Here is a 16,673-nt window from a genome sequence, read left to right on the forward strand (position 1 = left end):
ACCACTACAGCAACGTACAAATGTTTTTTCCAAGCTGATCAAGCTGTAAAAATCAACTCATACACCATCTTCACAATCAAGGTAATGGATACGACCAAGAACAACGGACGGACATAACGTACCCCCGTTTTGATGGCCATTTTGGCACCGAGGTTTGCCCCCAACAGCATCGCAATCCCCATGATGAGCCCAGTCATGAAGACGACCTTGCCCTCCATTGTGAAGACAAAAAGCGCTGAAATGTTACTGGCCAGATTCAAAATTCGGCCATTGCCAGCTGCAATCACAAAATCATAGCCAAACAAAAGCACCATCAGAAAAACAAAGAACGAACCGGTTCCCGGCCCGAAAAATCCATCGTAAAATCCGATTAAAAAGGTAAAAGGAATACCGATGCCAAGCGTAAATTTGGTCAGCCCTTTGTAGTTGGAATCTTGACCGAATCGTTTGTTAAAAAGGGTGTAAACAAAAATGAGTGCCATCATAATAACGACAAGGGTCTTCAAAAACTCCTGAGGAACGAACAGAACTGTTTTCGCTCCGAAATAGGCGCCGACCAGGGAGACGGGAAACAAGATCAGCATGAGCTTCTTGTCAAATTTACCGCTCTTGATAAAGGTGTAGGAGCTGGTGGCAGATGAAATCGTGCCAGCCAACTTGTTCGTGCCAAGAGCAAGGTACGGTGGCATTCCTAGACCGAGCAGAGCGGGGAGAGAGATGAGCCCACCTCCACCAACAGTACTGTCAATGAAAGCTGCAACGAATCCAAAGACGGCGAGAAGTACGATCGTTGATAAGTCCATTTCCACTAGTAATCACCTGATTCTCTTCGTTTGTAATAATCCAAGTCTAGCACGCTCCTTTTCGTTTGCAAGATAGAATTTCTTTGAAATAGTAAATAGATTAATATACTTTGCATACCGATTTGTTGAAAAACTGTTTGGCATACAGTATAATGAAGTCGTAAGCTTGACCTACATAATTTGAGGAGGAATGTTACAATGGCACATCAACTTCCTGCATTGCCTTATGCACACAACGCTTTGGAACCACATATCGACGCGCAAACCATGGAAATCCATCACGGACGCCACCATGCTACTTATGTCAACAATCTGAATGCAGCTCTAGAAGCACACGCTGACCTGCAAGGTAAAAGCATTGAAGAGCTCATCAGCAATCTGGATGCTCTGCCTGAGTCCATCCGCACTGCTGTTCGCAACAACGGTGGAGGCCATGCTAACCACACATTGTTCTGGGAAATCATGAGCCCGAACGGCGGCGGCGCACCAACTGGTGAACTGGCTGACGCAATTAACGCGGCATTCGGAAGCTTTGACAACTTCAAAGCAGAATTCGCAAAAGCAGCTACTACTCGTTTCGGTTCCGGATGGGCTTGGCTGACTGCAGAAGGCGGAAAAGTAGCAATCAGCTCTACTCCTAACCAAGACAGCCCAATCATGGAAGGTAAAACACCTATCCTTGGTCTGGATGTTTGGGAGCATGCATACTACCTGAACTACCAAAACAAACGCCCTGACTACATCGGTGCGTTCTGGAACGTAGTAAACTGGGATGAAGTTAGCAAGCGTTTCGCAGCAGCGAAGTAATTGTAACTTTACCAGCTATAAGGCTTGTCGTTCTTTAGGAACGGCAAGCTTTTTTTGTTCAGAGAAAAGAAACGGCATCAATTCTGGATACACTTGTAACCGTGATGATTATGCGATATAATACTTACAAAAAGTAACTAAGTTTAAAAAGTATAGAGGAGAGTGTACGCATATGATGCCGTCTTTTTTCATTGCACATGGTGCCCCGTTACTTGCTATAGAAAACAATGCCTATACAGAAGCACTGAACAAATTGCCTGGCCTGCTCCCGCGCAAGCCGCGTGCTATTGTCATTTTTTCCGCTCACTGGGAAGCCTATGATCAAATGGTGGGAACCATGGACACCTTCCCGACCATTCACGATTTTGGCGGTTTTCCGCAAGCGTTATACGAAATCGAGTACCCGGCAAAAGGAGAGCGTGAAGTAGCGGATGAAACCATCCGCCTTCTTCAGGAAGCGGGTATTCCTGTTGCTTTGAACACGACAAGAGGCTTGGACCATGGACACTGGGTTGTTTTGCGCCATATTTATCCGAATGCAGATATTCCTGTTGTTGCCTTATCAGTTAATCCGAACCTGACTGTGAAGGAGCAATATCAGATCGGCAAAGCACTCAGTCCGCTCCGCAAAAAAGACGTTCTGATCCTCGGCAGTGGCGGAACTGTCCATAATTTTTCCTATATGGACCTAAGAGAGTCTGGTAGTAATACCTTTGAGTGGGCGGAGCAATTCGAAGACTGGCTGCAAACAACATTGACTGACTGGAATGTCGAGGATCTCGCCAACTATCGCGAACTTGCTCCACATGCCGAAAAAGCTGTTCCCGCGTATGGAACCGAGCATTTTGTCCCACTCGTGTACGTCATGGGTGCTGCCGACGATGAGCGTACAGCGAAGCGCCTGCATATGAGCATCCGCTATGGAAGTCTCACTCACACCCTTTGGCAGTTTGGTGATCCCAAATAATGACCGTGCACATGGAGGATGTTTATCGGGAGTATAAATCATTACTGTTTTCCCTTGCGTACCGGATGACTGGCTCGGTAACGGAAGCGGAGGACATTGTTCAGGATACTTTTCTTGTATTGGCAGGTACCGACATCCAAGACATTCACCATGTAAAAAGCTATCTGTGCAAAGCTGTGACCAATCGTTGTCTGGACGTATTAAAATCAGCCCGTTGGAAGCGGGAGCAGTATGTAGGGGAATGGCTGCCGGAGCCGATGTTGGATGCTTCGGAAACCAATGATCCCTTGCAAACGGTGATTGCCGAAGAAGCCGTCTCGTATGGCTTACTTGTTCTCTTGGAAAAACTACCGTCGACGCTACGGGCCGTTTTTGTGCTCCGAACAGCACTCGACTACGAATACAGCGAAATTGCTGCGATGCTCGGAATGACCGAAGTAAATTGCCGTAAGAAGTTTAGCCTTGCGAGAAAAAAGCTGGCTGAAGCAGGTTATCAGGCGATCGTCCCTCAGTCGAGTCGGACTTCGAGTTTGGTAGAACAGCTAATGCAGGCCATCTCCAAGTCAGATGCGAAGTCGTTGATCGGACTTTTGACAAAAGATGCCGTGTTTGTCAGCGATGGTGGCGGGAAAGTCCGTGCGGCTATTCATCCCATCTTCTCAGATGAGCGGATTACTGCCTTCTGGATGGGGGTATGGCCGAAGTGGGCTTCTCATGCTACTATGCAGATTCGCTCGATCAACGGTCAAGATGGAATCATCGTCTACTCCGAAGGTCAGCTGAAAATGATCATTCAGATCACTATGAATGAAGAAGATCGCATTGCACGCTTGTACATGATGGTCAATCCAGATAAGCTTGCCCATTTGCAAAAAGAAAATGGATGATTCGTCACAAGAACGACGCTTCACTCGTCTTTGAGGGTGAAAGCAAATTCGAGTGGAGAGGAAAGATGAATCATGCAAGCTAGAATCAATCATCGTACAGTAAATCCCGAAGCGTATCAAATTATGCTCAAGCTGGAAAAATTCGTGAATGAGAGCGGCTTGGACAAAAAACTGATTGAGCTGATCAAAATTCGTGCCTCCCAAATCAACGGCTGCGCTTTTTGCATGGATATGCATACGCAAGATGCGCGCAAGCTAGGTGAGACAGAGCAACGAATTTACTTGCTCAGTGTATGGAGAGAATCCGCGGTTTACACAGAGGCAGAGCGCACCGTCCTTGCTCTGACAGAAGCAGTCACTGTCATTACAGCTAACGGTGTTTCTGAAGAGCTTTATCAGCAGGTTCGCGAGCATTTTGACGAGAACCAGTACGTTTCCCTGATTATGGCAATCAACACGATCAACTGCTGGAACCGAATTGCGATTTCTACAGGAATGAGTGCTCCGTATAATAAGTAAAGATCAGTCAAGCAAAAGACACGTCTCTTATAATGGAGCGTGTCTTTTTTCGTTGCTATACATCCATCTCGACTTTTCTGCCGGGATAGAACTGATTCTCTTCGGAAAGTGGGTTACCTTTGGCGGTCAGTGCAGTAGGCGTAATCCGGAAGATGGCGGTTGTACTGCCCATCGAAGAACGATACTTGATGACATGCTGCAAAGGCAACGGTTCTGAATAGTAGCCGGGTACGTACTTGTCGATCATGGATTGCATCGCATCGCGCATTTCCTCAGGTTCAGAAACACGCTCAATTGTTCCGGCGATAAACAAACTCATGTAAGCCGTATCGACATGGGCAGGCACAGGTGAGGCGATCGTGCCGTACTCCTCGCAAACACTGAAACATACGCGGTTGTTGCCATTGATCATTTCGATTTTTCTGCCAGAATCCGCGCCGTGAAAATAAATACAGCCATTCCACCAAGCAAAATTCAAAGGCAGGATGTACGGCTCGATTTCATTGGACAAGCCGAGATGGCCGACCTTTGCCACTTGCAAAAATTGGTCAATTTGCTCCTGATCAGTAATGGTACGCTTGGAATAACGAATTGGTATCATGTCGAGTCCCCCAGTCTGTCGTTGTTATTTTGATCGTAATGGGTATTTGACTAGGGGAACAGGTGCAATTTTGGTAAAAATGAACGGGTCAGATGACCAAAAAATAACCGCCCTCTTTTAGCAGGGGCGGGAGTCTCGTCTTATTACGAGCGTTTGGAGTCCAATTTTTTAGTGAGCTGTTCTTCTCCGCGGTGGATCCAGCCGACGAATGAATCGCGGATGGTCAGATCAAAATCGAGGTAGACCACGGCGACGAACATGTAGTGACTTTTCCCTTGAAAACGCGAGCGGTAGCGCAGATCAATCCATTTGACCTCATAGCCAAAGGAACGCTCCTTTGTTTCTACATGCACATGATGAGTAAAAGCGAGGAAGGACTGGACTTTGTAACTTTTCTTGGCTGCCGCAATCCGCTCATTTTCCGGTTTGATGGAGAAGGTGTCCAAGATGACGACGTCCCCCGAAATGACTTCACCTACATACCAATGCTGCTCTGTCTTTGCGACGAAGGTCCAATACGTCCAGGAAAGTGTAGGGATGATGGTGAAGGTACCAGCTTTGCCGATTCGTTGGCGAACCAGCTCCGTCGTACGTCTTTGCACCTGACAACGCCAGTAGTAGTATCCGGCAATGATCACGTATATCCATAAAAAGACGTGTCCAGGATGCGCGCCTGCCGCCCATAGCATAAAGCCGACGAGATGAGCAGCAAAAATGAACGGATCGAAAATGAAAATGGCGTTGAGCGCCACCCATTTGTCGCGAAACGGGTACAGGCCCTTTGTGCCATAGGAATTGAACAAATCAACGAATACGTGTAAACAGACGGCCAGGAATATCCAGCCGAGCAAATGCAGCCAATGGGGCTGTGGCATTATGGCCTGGATGAGAACAAAAATGGCTCCAGTCCAGAGAAATAAAGCGGGAACCGAGTGAGAAACGCCTCGGTGGTTGCGAATGTAGGCAGCGGTACCACGAAGGCGGACTAAGCCATCCAAATCAGGTGCCTGCGAGCCAATGACCGTTCCAATCATGACGGCCATTGCAAGTGACGGAGTAGAAGCTACGACAGGATCAAGATAGGCGAGCCCGGCCAATCCAAAGCCCATGGCAAAATGTGTGGCTGTATCCATGGAATCGTTGTCTTCCTCCCTTCCTTCCACTGTTATTGTTTATTATAGCGTTTGCCTAAGGTTAATTCCCGCCCGTTCTGAAAATATTTGTGTGCTTGTTCGTACGGGGTGGGAAAGGTATGATGAAAGCGTTGAATCGGTAAAGGAGGAACACGTTGCATGCTAACGGTTTTCATTGAATACAAGCTGGATACTGAAAAACGAAGTCACGCTCTGCGATTGCTCACCTCGATGGCTGGGCGAATGGAAGCGATGGGTGCACATCAGTATCGCTTAATGGAGGGCCTGGATCAGCCCGGTCTGTTTGTCGAAACATTTGAGGTCGAGACTGTTCAAATATACGAAGAAATCAAGGCAAGTCGATTGGCAGATCAAGACTTTTGCGACTGTATTTCCGGCGGAGCTGCAAAACTGCATGTGTGGGCGTTTCGTCCCGCTTAAACTGGGTTGAAAAGGAGTAGAGTAAACGGAAATGGCAAGAAAAAAAGAAAGCTTGAAATATACACTTCCTGAACAATTTCATGTGTTTGGCTTTGCTCAGGATTTGCTGGCCTGGTACGACTCACAAAAGCGGGATTTGCCTTGGCGGATCAACAAAGACCCATATCGTATCTGGGTATCGGAGATTATGCTTCAGCAAACACGCGTTGAGACCGTTAAACCTTATTATGCGAATTTCATGGAGAAATTTCCGACAGTGAGTGAGTTAGCGAAAGCACCCGAGGAAGATGTCTTAAAAGCGTGGGAAGGACTCGGTTACTACTCCCGCGCGCGCAATCTTCAAGCTGCAGCCCGCGAGGTAACGGTTCGCTATGGAGGCGTTGTGCCGGATACACCAGAAGAGATTGCTACACTAAAAGGTGTCGGGCCGTATACAGCAGGTGCCATTCTTAGCATTGCCTATGAAAAGGCGGAGCCGGCTGTGGATGGAAATGTTATGCGTGTTTTTTCACGCCTGCTGTATTTAACCGATGACATTGCCAAGCCTGCCACAAGAATCAAAATCGAACATCTCGTACGCCAAGTCATTCCAGAGGGAAGAGCGGGAGATTTCAATCAGGCTTTAATGGAGCTGGGAGCGATGGTCTGTGTTCCACGCACTCCGCAATGCTTGACCTGTCCAGTGTTTGACTACTGTATGGCGCGCCAAGAAGGAGTGGCAGAAGAGCTGCCGGTCAAAGGCAAAGCCAAACCTCCACGTCCTGTTGATCTGCAAGTAGGTATTATCATTCGCGACGGCAAAGTATTGATTAATAAGCGTCCCGATCAGGGGCTACTCGCCGGCATGTGGGAATTTCCTACTGTTGAAACCGAACAGGAAAGTGATGCTGCCAAGCAGGAGGCACTCGCAGTTGGTTTGCGTGAACGATTCGGAATCGATGTAGAGGTCATGCAGCCGTTAGGGACGGTTCAGCACGTCTTCTCCCATTTGCAGTGGAACATGCAAGTATGGTCCTGTGACTGGATCGAAGGGGAAGAGCTCCCCGCTCATGCAAAATACGCTGCTTGGGAGGAATTAGATGCTTACACCATTCCGATGGCGCATCAAAAAATTCGTGAGCTGTTGGGACAAAAATAACAGGTAGGCAAAGCTGTCGGGCATTTCTCGGCAGCTTTTATTTATTTCATCAGACCGATGTGACGCAAGCCGTGAGATATCCCGCCATCATCGACGTGGCGCGTGACGTAATTGGCATGCGGCAACAAAGCTTCATGCGCATTACCCATGGCGATTCCCATCCCGACATAAGAGAGCATCTCTTTGTCATTCAGACCGTCTCCAAAAGCAACTGCCTTGCTTGGCGCAAGCCCGATATGGGAGAGAAGCGCTTCAATACCAAGCGCTTTTGAACCGCCTTTTGCAAAAACATCCATACAATACTCATGCCAGCGTATAAACGTGAGAGCGGGAAGCTCTTCTCTGTATTGCTGCTCATGCGCATCTGGTGTAAACAACAGCGCTTGATAAATGTTTTCAGAATGGGCGAAATCCGCATTGTGATCAGGGGAATCAAGCTTCAATTGCTGAAAGGTCCAATCCAAATACGGATGCTGCTTATGGGTAGAAAAGCCCGCCGTACTGCCTTGAAACAGGATAGGATGGTCATGCTGGGCCGCGATCTGTTGCAATTGATCGAGTGTTTTGGTCGGGATGGGGCGATCATAAATGGTTGTTCCTTGATAGACGACATATGCGCCATTGCAACTGACATACGAGTCGATGCCGCACCGTTTGGCAAGCTCGTCAAAATAATAATGAGCTCTACCTGTTGCTAAGACGACCTCGATCTTGTTTCTTTGCAGCTCTTGAATGGCTTCGAGTGTATCCGGTGGTATGACTTTCTCTTCGTTGATGAGTGTCCCATCAATGTCTAAAAAGACGATTTGATACTCCATGATTTCACTCCCCACTTTTCTCTTTTGAATCATTATAAAGCTTCGAGAGAGGGGAAGAGCAGTGGAAAATAAAAAGATCATGCCCCCGCAGACATGATCTTTGTGAAACTGTTACTTTTTATCGAATCAAAAACTCTGGAAATTGTGTCACGATCTGATGCTTTTGTTCTTCGATGCGTTTCAGCGCTTGTTGTTGCATGTATTTTGCTTCAAGCTGCTTCGGTGTCAATTTCCGTTTCTCAATAATGATTGTGAAGAAAATCATTGGAATGTACATGAGTGTATCCCTCCCATCCCGTTAGTTTGGTGCAGTCAGCTACCGTCTATCGCTTTGACTCCTGTAAACCTCATCATCTGACGCCGTTGTTTGTTTTTCATACTAAAATCCCTCCTGTAGTCAAGTAGTGGTGTCCATTAAATGCGGCTCACAAATTGTGCAGCTTCAAAAGCGTGTTCTTCGGCGCGTTCTTCGAGATAGCGACAGCGAGCAGATTCTGCGAAAAGTTTCTCTGCTTGTTCCTTATTGCGTTCAATCTTGACAGTGAAAAGCAAGAAGTTCAGTACCATTACCAGTCACCCCCTTTCAAGGTGGAAAATGTTAATTCATGAGAAAGAAAAAGACCACGGGCGAAAGCCTGCGGTCTTCTGGCAACAAAAACGGACATGCCGTTTTGAAGGGCATAGAAAGACCACAAGCAACAACGCCTGTGGTCGGTAATAGACGAAAAGGAAATGTTGAAGAGTACGAATACTACTGGAATTCGTCGACCCAGGAGGCGCTGCTATATTCAGTTGTAACATCCACAAGACGATCCATAAGAGCTGGTTTCAGGTTCATTGCTATCATCATCATGGTGCTGCCTCCTTTCTTTCAGAAGTAGTAGTGTGAGTGGAACGTACTCTTAGAATATGGCATTTTTTTCTTGTTGTAAAGCGATTTTTTACCTATTTCTAGAAGAAAGTATATTCTGAATATAATAAAAGATAATAAAAAATAAACAAATATGTAGTCTGGTGGGCAATGGAAAGTTTACAATGAGACATATATCGGGTAACCATATAGGACAATCATGACACCAGAAAGGTGATGCTAGCGAATGAAAACACCCAGACTTACTGTGAAATCCAAGCTGATCGCTACATTTTCCACGATATTAGTGGTCCCCATGCTTTTGCTCGGGCTGCTCTCTTATCAGAGTGCCAAGACAGAGCTGTCAAATGAATTGCTTACGACTGCCTCTGAAAATGTTCGGTTGGTAGACGCGCTTTTGAATCGGACACTGATGGAGCAATCAAGGAATGTGGGGTGGATCGCTGCTGATATTGTACGCAAAGACATTCAGGAAGAGAACAGGGTGATCACCAAAAAGAAATTGCAGCGTTTTCTCGCTTTAAACTCGGAATTGAGTGAAGCGTATATCGGGGACGAGAATGGCGGCATGATGACTGCAACCGATTCCAAGCTCCCGGACGGATTCGACCCGCGAAAGAGAGATTGGTACATAGCAGCCATGAAGCAGCCAGGAAAGACCATCATTGTGGACCCGTACATAGATGCCATTACCGGCAAAGTCGTGGTAGGAATTGCGATGGCATTGCCTGATCAGTCCGGTGTTTATGGAATTGATATTCAACTGTCAGCGCTGGACGCGACGGTCAAGCAAGCGAAAATCGGTACCCAAGGATTTATGACGATTTTGGATAAAAACCGAAAAATGCTAGTCAATCCAAATGGAGAGTCTGGCGTTGAGGTTGCAGAGTCTTGGGTGGATACTGTATATGCAAAAGAGTCAGGTCGATTACAATTTCAGCACGAAGGAAATCCTGTCCAAGCCGTGTTTACTACGAATGAAAATACGGGTTGGAAGCTGGTTGGCGTGATGTATGAAAGCGAAGCAGGAGAAGCAGCAAATCCGATTTTTTACACGATGCTCGTGATTATAATTGCTGCGCTGGTGGTAGCTGGCGGAATCATTTACGTGATTTTGCGCTCCTTACTCCGTCCTTTGCGCATGTTGACAGAAGCAGCGGAAAAAATGAGCCAAGGCGATGTGACACAACAAGTACATATACGTAGTGACGATGAGTTGGGTACGTTGGGCAAAGCCTTCAATCACATGGCGGAATCTCTTCGTTCCTTGCTCCATTCTGTGAATGATTCTGTTCAGCAGCTGGCTTCTTCGGCAGAGCAGCTCTCTGCAAGTGCGGACCAGACAAGCAAAGCGACAGAACAGATTGCAGAGACCATGCAAGAAATGGCGGAAGGAACTGAGCAGCAAGTCTCCCATACGCAGGAGGGTAACGCAGCAGTCGAACAAATGTCGGCAAGAATTGGTCAGATCGCAGAGCATACACAAAACGTTTTCATCGCAGCTCGGGAATCGTCAGACTTGGCAGTGACCGGAAACATGGCCATTCAATCGGCTGTGTTGCAAATGAATGCATCCAGCGAATCGATTCACGGTCTGGCAAAAGTCGTGGATAATTTGGGTACGCGTTCCCAGGAAATCGGAAACATCGTGGATGTGATCACTGCCATCGCAAACCAAACCAATCTGCTCGCACTAAATGCGGCAATCGAAGCGGCTAGAGCAGGGGAGTATGGACGAGGCTTTGCTGTGGTGGCTGATGAGGTACGCAAGCTGGCAGAGCAATCCGCAAGCTCGGCACAACAAATTAGTCAGCTGATCACCGCGATTCAAGCGGAGACAAACCATGCTGTGCTTGTCATGGATCAGAGCAAGCGTGAAGTCACGCAAGGTATTGAAAAAGTGAACGAAGCTGGCCAGTCCTTCGAGCAAATTCAATCAGCCGTCAATGAAGTGGCAGAGAAAATCGGTCAGGTATCTGAAGCGACAAATGATTTCTCCACAAGGGCACAGAAAGTGGTTGAGATTATTGGTCATATTTCCGAAGTGACACTGCAAGCGTCTGATGGAACACAAAGTGTATCCGCAGCTGCCCAGGAGCAGCTAGCCTCTATGGAAGAGATCGCTTCCTCAGCCGTTTCTCTCGAACATCTCGCGGAGGAATTGCAAAACCAGATCGGCCAATTCCGTATCTAAAAACAAGCCCGGGTGCCGTGTCTACATACACGAGCAGCCGGGCTTTTTACTTAATCGTAAATAGGTGACGAGGAATGATCCCATCCCCCGCTGTCTCCATTCACAGGCCCTCTGGATTCAAGCTCATGGATGACTTTGACGTGAAGAGAGGCTCCTTCTGCACTGAGGTAAGCTGCCAATTGCGAAAAATTGTGATGGTAATAAAGCAGCTCATTCATTTCCCAATCAGCTAGTGGCACCATGGTTAATTCGGATAATTCCCGACCTATGTACACCCTGCCATTCCTCCTTATGTGGTAGTGGTTGCCTGATACCGCGAGCTTAGTATGGCTATAGTTGAGAGGATCAAGTCATGCCGGGATTTTTTCCGTAGGTAGAAAAAGCGCAGGTGGAGTTGTATAATGAAAAGGTGATTTTTACATATTAGTACCTGCTATTAATAGTTGGTCAGGTTGGGAGGTAATCTTTTTATGAATACAACGAAAAAAGTTGCACTGGTTACTGGCGGGACCCGAGGGATCGGAAAAGCGATTGCTCTTCAATTGGCGGAACAGGGTTATGACCTGGTGCTGAACTATTTGCGTAACCGCACTGCGGCAAGAGAAGCAGCAGCAGAGCTGGAAGCAAAGGGCGCTCGTGTCCATCTGATCAAAGCCAATGTAGGGGATGTAGCAAAAATCAAAGAATTGTTCGCAGAAATTGACCAGGAATTTGGTCGCTTGGATGTCTTTGTGAACAATGCGGCATCGGGTGTATTGCGTCCGCTGATGGAGCTGGAAGAAAGCCATTGGGACTGGACCATGGAAATTAACAGCAAGGCGCTGTTGTTCTGTGCGCAAGAAGCGGCAAAACTAATGATCAAGGGTGGCAACGGCGGAAAAATCGTGAGCTTGTCCAGCCTTGGGTCCATTCGCGTACTCGATAACTATACAGCGGTTGGCGTATCGAAGGCAGCTGTAGAAGCGATTACTCGTTATTTGGCAGTCGAGCTTGCACCGCATAATATTGTAGTAAACGCTGTATCTGGCGGAGCGGTGGATACGGATGCACTCAAACATTTCCCGAATCGTGAAGAATTGCTCGGTAGCTCAGCAGAGCGTACGCCAGCAGGACGCATTGTGGAGCCGGAAGATTTGGCTAATGCTGTGATGTTCTTGCTCTCCGACAAAGCGTGGATGGTTCGCGGACAGACATTGATTGTAGACGGCGGTATTTCTCTTTTGACATAATGATTTATTGTAGATGGAGTATGGAGTTGGAGACTTTGTGGTGTTGCGACACAAGACAAAGTTGTCCATGTGTTGTACAATAGAGGAAGAAGGTTACGAAGGAGGCAACACATGCTGATTCGTCCGTTTCGACTCGGTGACTATTCGGCTATCACACGTATTTGGCAGGAGACGGGGTTGGACCAATCGGACAAAGAGTCATTGAACGATTTGGCCCAGCATTTGGCTTGGGACAGCGATCTGGTAATGGTTGCGGAAATTGAAGGCAGAGTGGTAGGGGTCGTGGTTGGCACGATCGACGGAGCACGTGCCTATTTCTACCGATTGGCTGTACTTCCAGAGATGCAAGGCTCAGGTATTGGTCGCGAACTCGTTGAAGCAATTGAAAAGCGTTTCAAGCAACGAGGTGTCAATAACGTCTTGATCATGGTCAATCAATCAAATCCGGAAGTCCTTCCGTTTTACCTTTCACTTGGCTATGAAGTACAAAAATATGTTACACTTTCCAAAAAGCTCTCTTCTTAAAGGAGGCTTGTCCCCATTCAAATAGAGAAGAGAAGAAAGGGGAGAGTCATGTCACCAACTCCGGGCTCCAATATCCGCATAGAAAGTTATAAACATGACCATTCGTTGCACCGCATATGGGACAAATCTACGTTGATTCATACCAGTGATGCGGTGGTGATTGGGGGAAATGATCGGGTCAAGGTGACAGAAGCAGACGGGCGGGAATGGCGTACGCGTGAACCGGCCATTTGTACATTTGGTAGAGGCCAGTGGTTCAATACCATTGCCATGATTCGTGATGACGGTATTTATTATTATTGCAACATTGGTTCGCCCTTCAGCATGAAGGGACAATTGCTAAGCTACATAGACTATGATCTCGACGTAAAAGTGTTTCCCGATATGACGTACTCGATTCTCGACGAAGAGGAGTTTCTTTTACATAGCAAACAGATGAACTATCCTCCATTTGTTGTGGAAAGAGTGCAGACAGCATTGCGAGAGGTGCTGGATTGGGTAAGCGCACGACGTGGCCCTTTTCAAAACGGCTTCGTCCAACGCTGGTACGAGCGTTATCTTTTAGTACGAGATGATGAGGAATAATCCCTTTCCCGAATGACCGGGGGAGGGATTTCCTTGTTTGCAAAGGAGGTATGACGCTTGAGCATACGCCGCTATTTGGCTTATGTCCTGCCCTATTGGAAACAAATATTGGGCACTATATTGATTGGAATTATTAAGTTCGCGATCCCACTTGCTCTGCCACTTCTTATCAAATACGTCATTGATGACCTGCTGCCAAGTCCGCTTCCTCAAGAGGAAAAGCTGAGACAGCTATTTTGGCTGATGCTCGGGGCTTTTTTGTTATTTACCGTCGTTCGCACCCCTGTTGAGTACATCCGGCAATACTATGCACAGTGGGTATCCAGTCGTATCTTGTTCGACATTCGCAATCAATTGTTTTCTCATTTACAACGACTGTCGATGCGCTACTACAACAATACCAAAACGGGTGAGGTCATCTCTCGGGTCATTAACGACGTGGAATCAACCAAAAGCTTCGTGGAAACAGGATTGATGAATCTTTGGTTGGACCTGATTACGATTACATTGACGATGGGGATCATGCTCTATATGGACGTGGAGCTGACGATTGTCGCGATTATCGTTTTCCCTTTGTACAGTATCTCCGTCAAGTTTTTCTACAAGCGCTTGCGTCAATTGACAAAGGATCGTTCCGCTGCACTGGCGCATCTACAAGGGTATTTGTACGAACGTGTAAACGGCATGTCGCTCATCCGCAGCTTTGCATTGGAAAAGCAGGAGAGCAAGGAATTTGCCAAGGAGAACAATCAGTTTCTGGATAAGGCACTGGCACATACGCGGTGGAATGCCCGAACCTTCGCTGTGGTCAATACCGTGACGGATATCGCACCACTTCTGGTCATTGCCTATGCTGGCTACCAAGTCATCGGCGGGAGCATGAGCGTAGGGACGCTGGTTGCGTTTTATGCTTATTTGGAGCGCTTGTACACACCACTGCGACGTCTGGTTAATTCCAGTACGGTACTGACGCAGGCAATTGCATCGATGGACCGGATGTTCGAGTTTATCGATGAAACGTACGATATCGTAGACAAGCCAAACGCAGGAGAGTTGCCTGTAGACCCTGCAACCAAACGCATTCGCGGCGAAATTCGCTTTGAGAACGTGTCCTTCCGCTATCGGGAGGAAGGCCCTCTTGTCTTGAATAACGTGAATTTGAACATCTCTTCTGGTGAAACGGTTGCGATTGTCGGGATGTCAGGCGGCGGAAAATCTTCGTTGATTAGCTTGCTGCCGCGTTTTTGGGACGTGACAGAAGGGAAAATTACGATTGATGGCCTCGATATCCGCGATGTGAAGCAGCAAAATTTGCGTCACCACATCGGGATGGTGCAGCAAGATAATATTTTGTTTAGTGAATCAGCAAAAGTGAATATTTTAATGGGCAATCCTGATGCAGATGACAATGCTGTGCAAGAAGCTGCGAAGGCGGCCAATGCCCATGACTTTATTAGCGAATTACCGAATGGCTACCATACGGAGCTGGGGGAGCGAGGCGTAAAGCTCTCTGGCGGGCAAAAACAGAGAATCGCGATTGCGCGAGTTTTCCTGCGTGACCCAGGTATTCTGATTCTGGATGAGGCGACATCTGCCCTCGACTTGGAATCAGAGCATACGATTCAGGAGTCTTTGTCCAGATTGGCAAAAGGAAGAACCACGCTCATCGTGGCCCATCGACTTTCAACGATTACCCATGCGGACAAAATCATTGTCATGAAAGAGGGACAAATCGTTGAGGAAGGCACCCACGAGCAATTGCTGGAGAGAAAGGGAGTATACTATGGCCTGTGGAGTGTGCAAGATTTAGGAAGTACATCCGACCTGCAACAGGGATAAGCAGATGGGATTGGAGGAAATCCGATGGAGATATGGCGCCGTAATTTATATGTGCTCTGTGGATCGTTGTTTTTCGTCATGGTGGCGATGAGCATGATCATGCCTTTTTTACCGCTTTACATTCAGCAGGATTTCGGAATTGAAGACCCTCATCAAGTCACGGCTTGGGCGGGGATTATTTTTGGAGCCAACTTTTTGACGGCGGGCCTCGTCTCGCCTATTTGGGGAAATTTGGCCGATAAGCACGGGCGCAAGATTATGATTCTGCGTTCGGGATTTTTTATGTCCATTACCATGGCAATGACCGGTTTTGCGGGAAGTCTGTGGCAGCTTTTGGCTCTTCGTTTGCTTAATGGACTCGTAGGTGGAATCATCCCTGCCAGTACCGCATTAGTAGCATCCTCTGTACCCAAAGAACGAATTGGCTATGCAACAGGGTTGCTTCAGTCTTTTATTACGGCCGGAACTATTATGGGACCGCTCTTTGGCGGTGTTCTTGCAGAGAAGATCGGCTTTCGGATGATTTTTGTAATTACTGGTTGCGTATTATTACTGGCGACCTTGGTCATTACGTTTACGGTGAAAGAGAATTTTGTTCCACCTGAAAAAAAGGAACAGTCGAGTCTACGTGAAGATTTTCAGATGATCTTTTCTTCCAAAGAACTCCCGGCGCTCTTTTTTGTAACCGTAATGATCCAGTTTGCGTTGTTTAGCATTATCCCTGTGCTGCCGATTTACATCTCGCAGTTGCTCGGTTCAGAAGGGGCAAAGGTAGCGTTGTGGGCCGGAATTGTCCAGGCATGCATGGGGGTAGCAAATGTCTTTGCTTCCCCACAGCTGGGGCGTTTAGGAGATCGGTTCGGCTCGCAAAAGGTGCTTTTGTTCTCGCTTTTGGCTGCCGCAATCATCTTCATTCCACAAGGTCTCGTACATACGGTATGGCAATTGGTCGCGCTCCGATTTTTATTAGGCTTGTCCCTGGGAGGATTACTCCCATCCGTCAATGCTTTGCTACGGCGAGCAACACCTGTACATATGGTGAGTCGCGTCTACGGATATAACAATAGCTTTGTCAGTATTGGCAGCATGCTTGGACCGATGATTGGCGGCTTTTTGGCAGGTTATGTGAGCATTAGCGGAGTTTTTTACATGACGAGTGCTTTCCTGTTTATTAACGCAGGCTGGGTGTACTACAGCTTTTTCCGAAACAAATCTGTACAGCATCCTGATTCTGGAATAGAATAAAAGGTAATTTTCGCGAAAAGAGGTGCACCTCCATTGTGACGGCGAGTCGGTGTGAATAACTTCATATTCCA

Annotated in this window: 20 protein-coding genes; 13 read left to right on the forward strand and 7 right to left on the reverse strand. The window is 47.3% G+C overall.

Features of this window, described 5'->3' with window-relative positions; all coding sequences use genetic code 11:
* Window positions 1–38: 38 nt before the first annotated feature.
* Entirely contained in the window at window positions 39–809 is a 771-nt protein-coding gene (locus tag HP401_RS26805) for a sulfite exporter TauE/SafE family protein (RefSeq protein ID WP_016742792.1), read from the reverse strand.
* A 192-nt stretch (window positions 810–1,001) separates the two neighbouring features.
* Here HP401_RS26805 and HP401_RS26810 point away from each other — a divergent pair, with 192 nt between their 5' ends.
* The 4 genes from HP401_RS26810 to HP401_RS26825 all read left to right on the forward strand — a co-directional run bounded on the left by HP401_RS26810 (window position 1,002) and on the right by HP401_RS26825 (window position 3,983).
* The gene (locus HP401_RS26810; RefSeq protein WP_012684750.1) at window positions 1,002–1,610 is read left to right on the forward strand and encodes a superoxide dismutase; all 609 of its coding nucleotides are present in this window, start codon (window positions 1,002–1,004) and stop codon (window positions 1,608–1,610) included.
* A gap of 172 nt (window positions 1,611–1,782) precedes the next feature.
* Window positions 1,783–2,577 (forward strand): dioxygenase family protein, encoded by a 795-nt coding sequence (locus HP401_RS26815; RefSeq protein ID WP_173607238.1) that lies wholly within the window; start codon window positions 1,783–1,785, stop codon window positions 2,575–2,577.
* The gene (gene sigJ / locus HP401_RS26820; RefSeq protein WP_173607239.1) at window positions 2,577–3,464 is read left to right on the forward strand and encodes an RNA polymerase sigma factor SigJ; all 888 of its coding nucleotides are present in this window, start codon (window positions 2,577–2,579) and stop codon (window positions 3,462–3,464) included. Before HP401_RS26815 ends, sigJ begins: the two co-directional genes overlap by 1 nt.
* 72 nt (window positions 3,465–3,536) lie before the next feature.
* Window positions 3,537–3,983, forward strand: coding sequence for a carboxymuconolactone decarboxylase family protein (locus HP401_RS26825; protein WP_173607240.1), 447 nt, complete (start codon window positions 3,537–3,539; stop codon window positions 3,981–3,983).
* Between the two features lie 55 nt (window positions 3,984–4,038).
* Here HP401_RS26825 and HP401_RS26830 read toward each other — a convergent pair whose 3' ends face one another.
* On the reverse strand, window positions 4,039–4,584 hold the full coding sequence (locus tag HP401_RS26830; protein WP_173607241.1) for a pyridoxamine 5'-phosphate oxidase family protein: 546 nt from the start codon (window positions 4,582–4,584) through the stop codon (window positions 4,039–4,041).
* 143 nt (window positions 4,585–4,727) lie between these two features.
* Window positions 4,728–5,717 carry a metal-dependent hydrolase gene (locus HP401_RS26835; protein WP_016742786.1) on the reverse strand — a complete coding sequence of 330 codons (990 nt, stop codon included), beginning with the start codon at window positions 5,715–5,717 and terminating at the stop codon, window positions 4,728–4,730.
* Window positions 5,718–5,876: 159 nt separating this feature from the next.
* Here HP401_RS26835 and HP401_RS26840 point away from each other — a divergent pair, with 159 nt between their 5' ends.
* Window positions 5,877–6,158 (forward strand): MFS transporter, encoded by a 282-nt coding sequence (locus HP401_RS26840; RefSeq protein WP_173607242.1) that lies wholly within the window; start codon window positions 5,877–5,879, stop codon window positions 6,156–6,158.
* 31 nt (window positions 6,159–6,189) lie between these two features.
* Complete coding sequence (gene mutY, locus HP401_RS26845; RefSeq protein ID WP_173607243.1) at window positions 6,190–7,296, forward strand: A/G-specific adenine glycosylase; 1,107 nt, start codon at window positions 6,190–6,192, stop codon at window positions 7,294–7,296.
* Between the two features lie 41 nt (window positions 7,297–7,337).
* Here mutY and HP401_RS26850 read toward each other — a convergent pair whose 3' ends face one another.
* From HP401_RS26850 to HP401_RS26860, 3 genes are all read right to left on the reverse strand, one after another.
* Complete coding sequence (locus HP401_RS26850) at window positions 7,338–8,114, reverse strand: Cof-type HAD-IIB family hydrolase (RefSeq protein ID WP_173607244.1); 777 nt, start codon at window positions 8,112–8,114, stop codon at window positions 7,338–7,340.
* A gap of 118 nt (window positions 8,115–8,232) precedes the next feature.
* Window positions 8,233–8,391: a hypothetical protein gene (locus HP401_RS26855; protein WP_012684759.1), complete on the reverse strand. Its 159-nt coding sequence runs from the start codon at window positions 8,389–8,391 to the stop codon at window positions 8,233–8,235.
* Window positions 8,392–8,528: 137 nt separating this feature from the next.
* Window positions 8,529–8,681, reverse strand: coding sequence for a hypothetical protein (locus HP401_RS26860; RefSeq protein ID WP_012684760.1), 153 nt, complete (start codon window positions 8,679–8,681; stop codon window positions 8,529–8,531).
* Window positions 8,682–8,719: 38 nt separating this feature from the next.
* On the opposite strand from HP401_RS26860, the gene HP401_RS26865 reads away from it, so the two are divergent.
* Window positions 8,720–8,995, forward strand: coding sequence for a hypothetical protein (locus tag HP401_RS26865; RefSeq protein WP_173607245.1), 276 nt, complete (start codon window positions 8,720–8,722; stop codon window positions 8,993–8,995).
* 216 nt (window positions 8,996–9,211) lie between these two features.
* Window positions 9,212–11,179, forward strand: coding sequence for a methyl-accepting chemotaxis protein (locus HP401_RS26870; protein WP_173607246.1), 1,968 nt, complete (start codon window positions 9,212–9,214; stop codon window positions 11,177–11,179).
* A 50-nt stretch (window positions 11,180–11,229) separates the two neighbouring features.
* Here the strand turns inward: HP401_RS26870 and HP401_RS26875 are convergent, their stop codons facing one another.
* Window positions 11,230–11,454 (reverse strand): hypothetical protein, encoded by a 225-nt coding sequence (locus HP401_RS26875; RefSeq protein ID WP_012684762.1) that lies wholly within the window; start codon window positions 11,452–11,454, stop codon window positions 11,230–11,232.
* Between the two features lie 195 nt (window positions 11,455–11,649).
* On the opposite strand from HP401_RS26875, the gene fabL reads away from it, so the two are divergent.
* The 5 genes from fabL to HP401_RS26900 all read left to right on the forward strand — a co-directional run bounded on the left by fabL (window position 11,650) and on the right by HP401_RS26900 (window position 16,602).
* A complete protein-coding gene (gene fabL / locus HP401_RS26880) occupies window positions 11,650–12,408 on the forward strand; it encodes an enoyl-[acyl-carrier-protein] reductase FabL (RefSeq protein WP_012684763.1) in 759 nt (252 codons plus the stop codon).
* Between the two features lie 111 nt (window positions 12,409–12,519).
* On the forward strand, window positions 12,520–12,933 hold the full coding sequence (locus HP401_RS26885; RefSeq protein WP_016742780.1) for a GNAT family N-acetyltransferase: 414 nt from the start codon (window positions 12,520–12,522) through the stop codon (window positions 12,931–12,933).
* A gap of 48 nt (window positions 12,934–12,981) precedes the next feature.
* Window positions 12,982–13,518 (forward strand): DUF402 domain-containing protein, encoded by a 537-nt coding sequence (locus tag HP401_RS26890; RefSeq protein WP_007729805.1) that lies wholly within the window; start codon window positions 12,982–12,984, stop codon window positions 13,516–13,518.
* A 57-nt stretch (window positions 13,519–13,575) separates the two neighbouring features.
* The gene (locus HP401_RS26895) at window positions 13,576–15,357 is read left to right on the forward strand and encodes an ABC transporter ATP-binding protein (protein WP_173607247.1); all 1,782 of its coding nucleotides are present in this window, start codon (window positions 13,576–13,578) and stop codon (window positions 15,355–15,357) included.
* A gap of 24 nt (window positions 15,358–15,381) precedes the next feature.
* Window positions 15,382–16,602, forward strand: a complete 1,221-nt coding sequence (locus tag HP401_RS26900; protein WP_012684766.1) for an MFS transporter — start codon at window positions 15,382–15,384, stop codon at window positions 16,600–16,602.
* Window positions 16,603–16,673: the final 71 nt, after the last annotated feature.

The sequence above is a fragment of the Brevibacillus sp. HB2.2 genome (assembly GCF_013284275.1).
In the GTDB taxonomy this organism is placed as follows: Bacteria; Bacillota; Bacilli; order Brevibacillales; family Brevibacillaceae; genus Brevibacillus; species Brevibacillus brevis_D.

Bases quoted from the DNA above. Each gene is read 5' to 3' on its own strand.
- HP401_RS26810 (WP_012684750.1), top strand. From the start codon at position 1,002: ATGGCACATCAACTTCCTGCATTGCCTTATGCACACAACGCTTTGGAA.
- HP401_RS26815 (WP_173607238.1), top strand. From the start codon at position 1,783: ATGATGCCGTCTTTTTTCATTGCACATGGTGCCCCGTTACTTGCTATA.
- sigJ (WP_173607239.1), top strand. From the start codon at position 2,577: ATGACCGTGCACATGGAGGATGTTTATCGGGAGTATAAATCATTACTG.
- HP401_RS26825 (WP_173607240.1), top strand. From the start codon at position 3,537: ATGCAAGCTAGAATCAATCATCGTACAGTAAATCCCGAAGCGTATCAA.
- HP401_RS26830 (WP_173607241.1), bottom strand. From the start codon at position 4,584: ATGATACCAATTCGTTATTCCAAGCGTACCATTACTGATCAGGAGCAA.
- HP401_RS26835 (WP_016742786.1), bottom strand. From the start codon at position 5,717: ATGGATACAGCCACACATTTTGCCATGGGCTTTGGATTGGCCGGGCTC.
- HP401_RS26840 (WP_173607242.1), top strand. From the start codon at position 5,877: ATGCTAACGGTTTTCATTGAATACAAGCTGGATACTGAAAAACGAAGT.
- mutY (WP_173607243.1), top strand. From the start codon at position 6,190: ATGGCAAGAAAAAAAGAAAGCTTGAAATATACACTTCCTGAACAATTT.
- HP401_RS26850 (WP_173607244.1), bottom strand. From the start codon at position 8,114: ATGGAGTATCAAATCGTCTTTTTAGACATTGATGGGACACTCATCAAC.
- HP401_RS26855 (WP_012684759.1), bottom strand. From the start codon at position 8,391: ATGTACATTCCAATGATTTTCTTCACAATCATTATTGAGAAACGGAAA.
- HP401_RS26860 (WP_012684760.1), bottom strand. From the start codon at position 8,681: ATGGTACTGAACTTCTTGCTTTTCACTGTCAAGATTGAACGCAATAAG.
- HP401_RS26865 (WP_173607245.1), top strand. From the start codon at position 8,720: ATGAGAAAGAAAAAGACCACGGGCGAAAGCCTGCGGTCTTCTGGCAAC.
- HP401_RS26870 (WP_173607246.1), top strand. From the start codon at position 9,212: ATGAAAACACCCAGACTTACTGTGAAATCCAAGCTGATCGCTACATTT.
- fabL (WP_012684763.1), top strand. From the start codon at position 11,650: ATGAATACAACGAAAAAAGTTGCACTGGTTACTGGCGGGACCCGAGGG.
- HP401_RS26885 (WP_016742780.1), top strand. From the start codon at position 12,520: ATGCTGATTCGTCCGTTTCGACTCGGTGACTATTCGGCTATCACACGT.
- HP401_RS26890 (WP_007729805.1), top strand. From the start codon at position 12,982: ATGTCACCAACTCCGGGCTCCAATATCCGCATAGAAAGTTATAAACAT.
- HP401_RS26900 (WP_012684766.1), top strand. From the start codon at position 15,382: ATGGAGATATGGCGCCGTAATTTATATGTGCTCTGTGGATCGTTGTTT.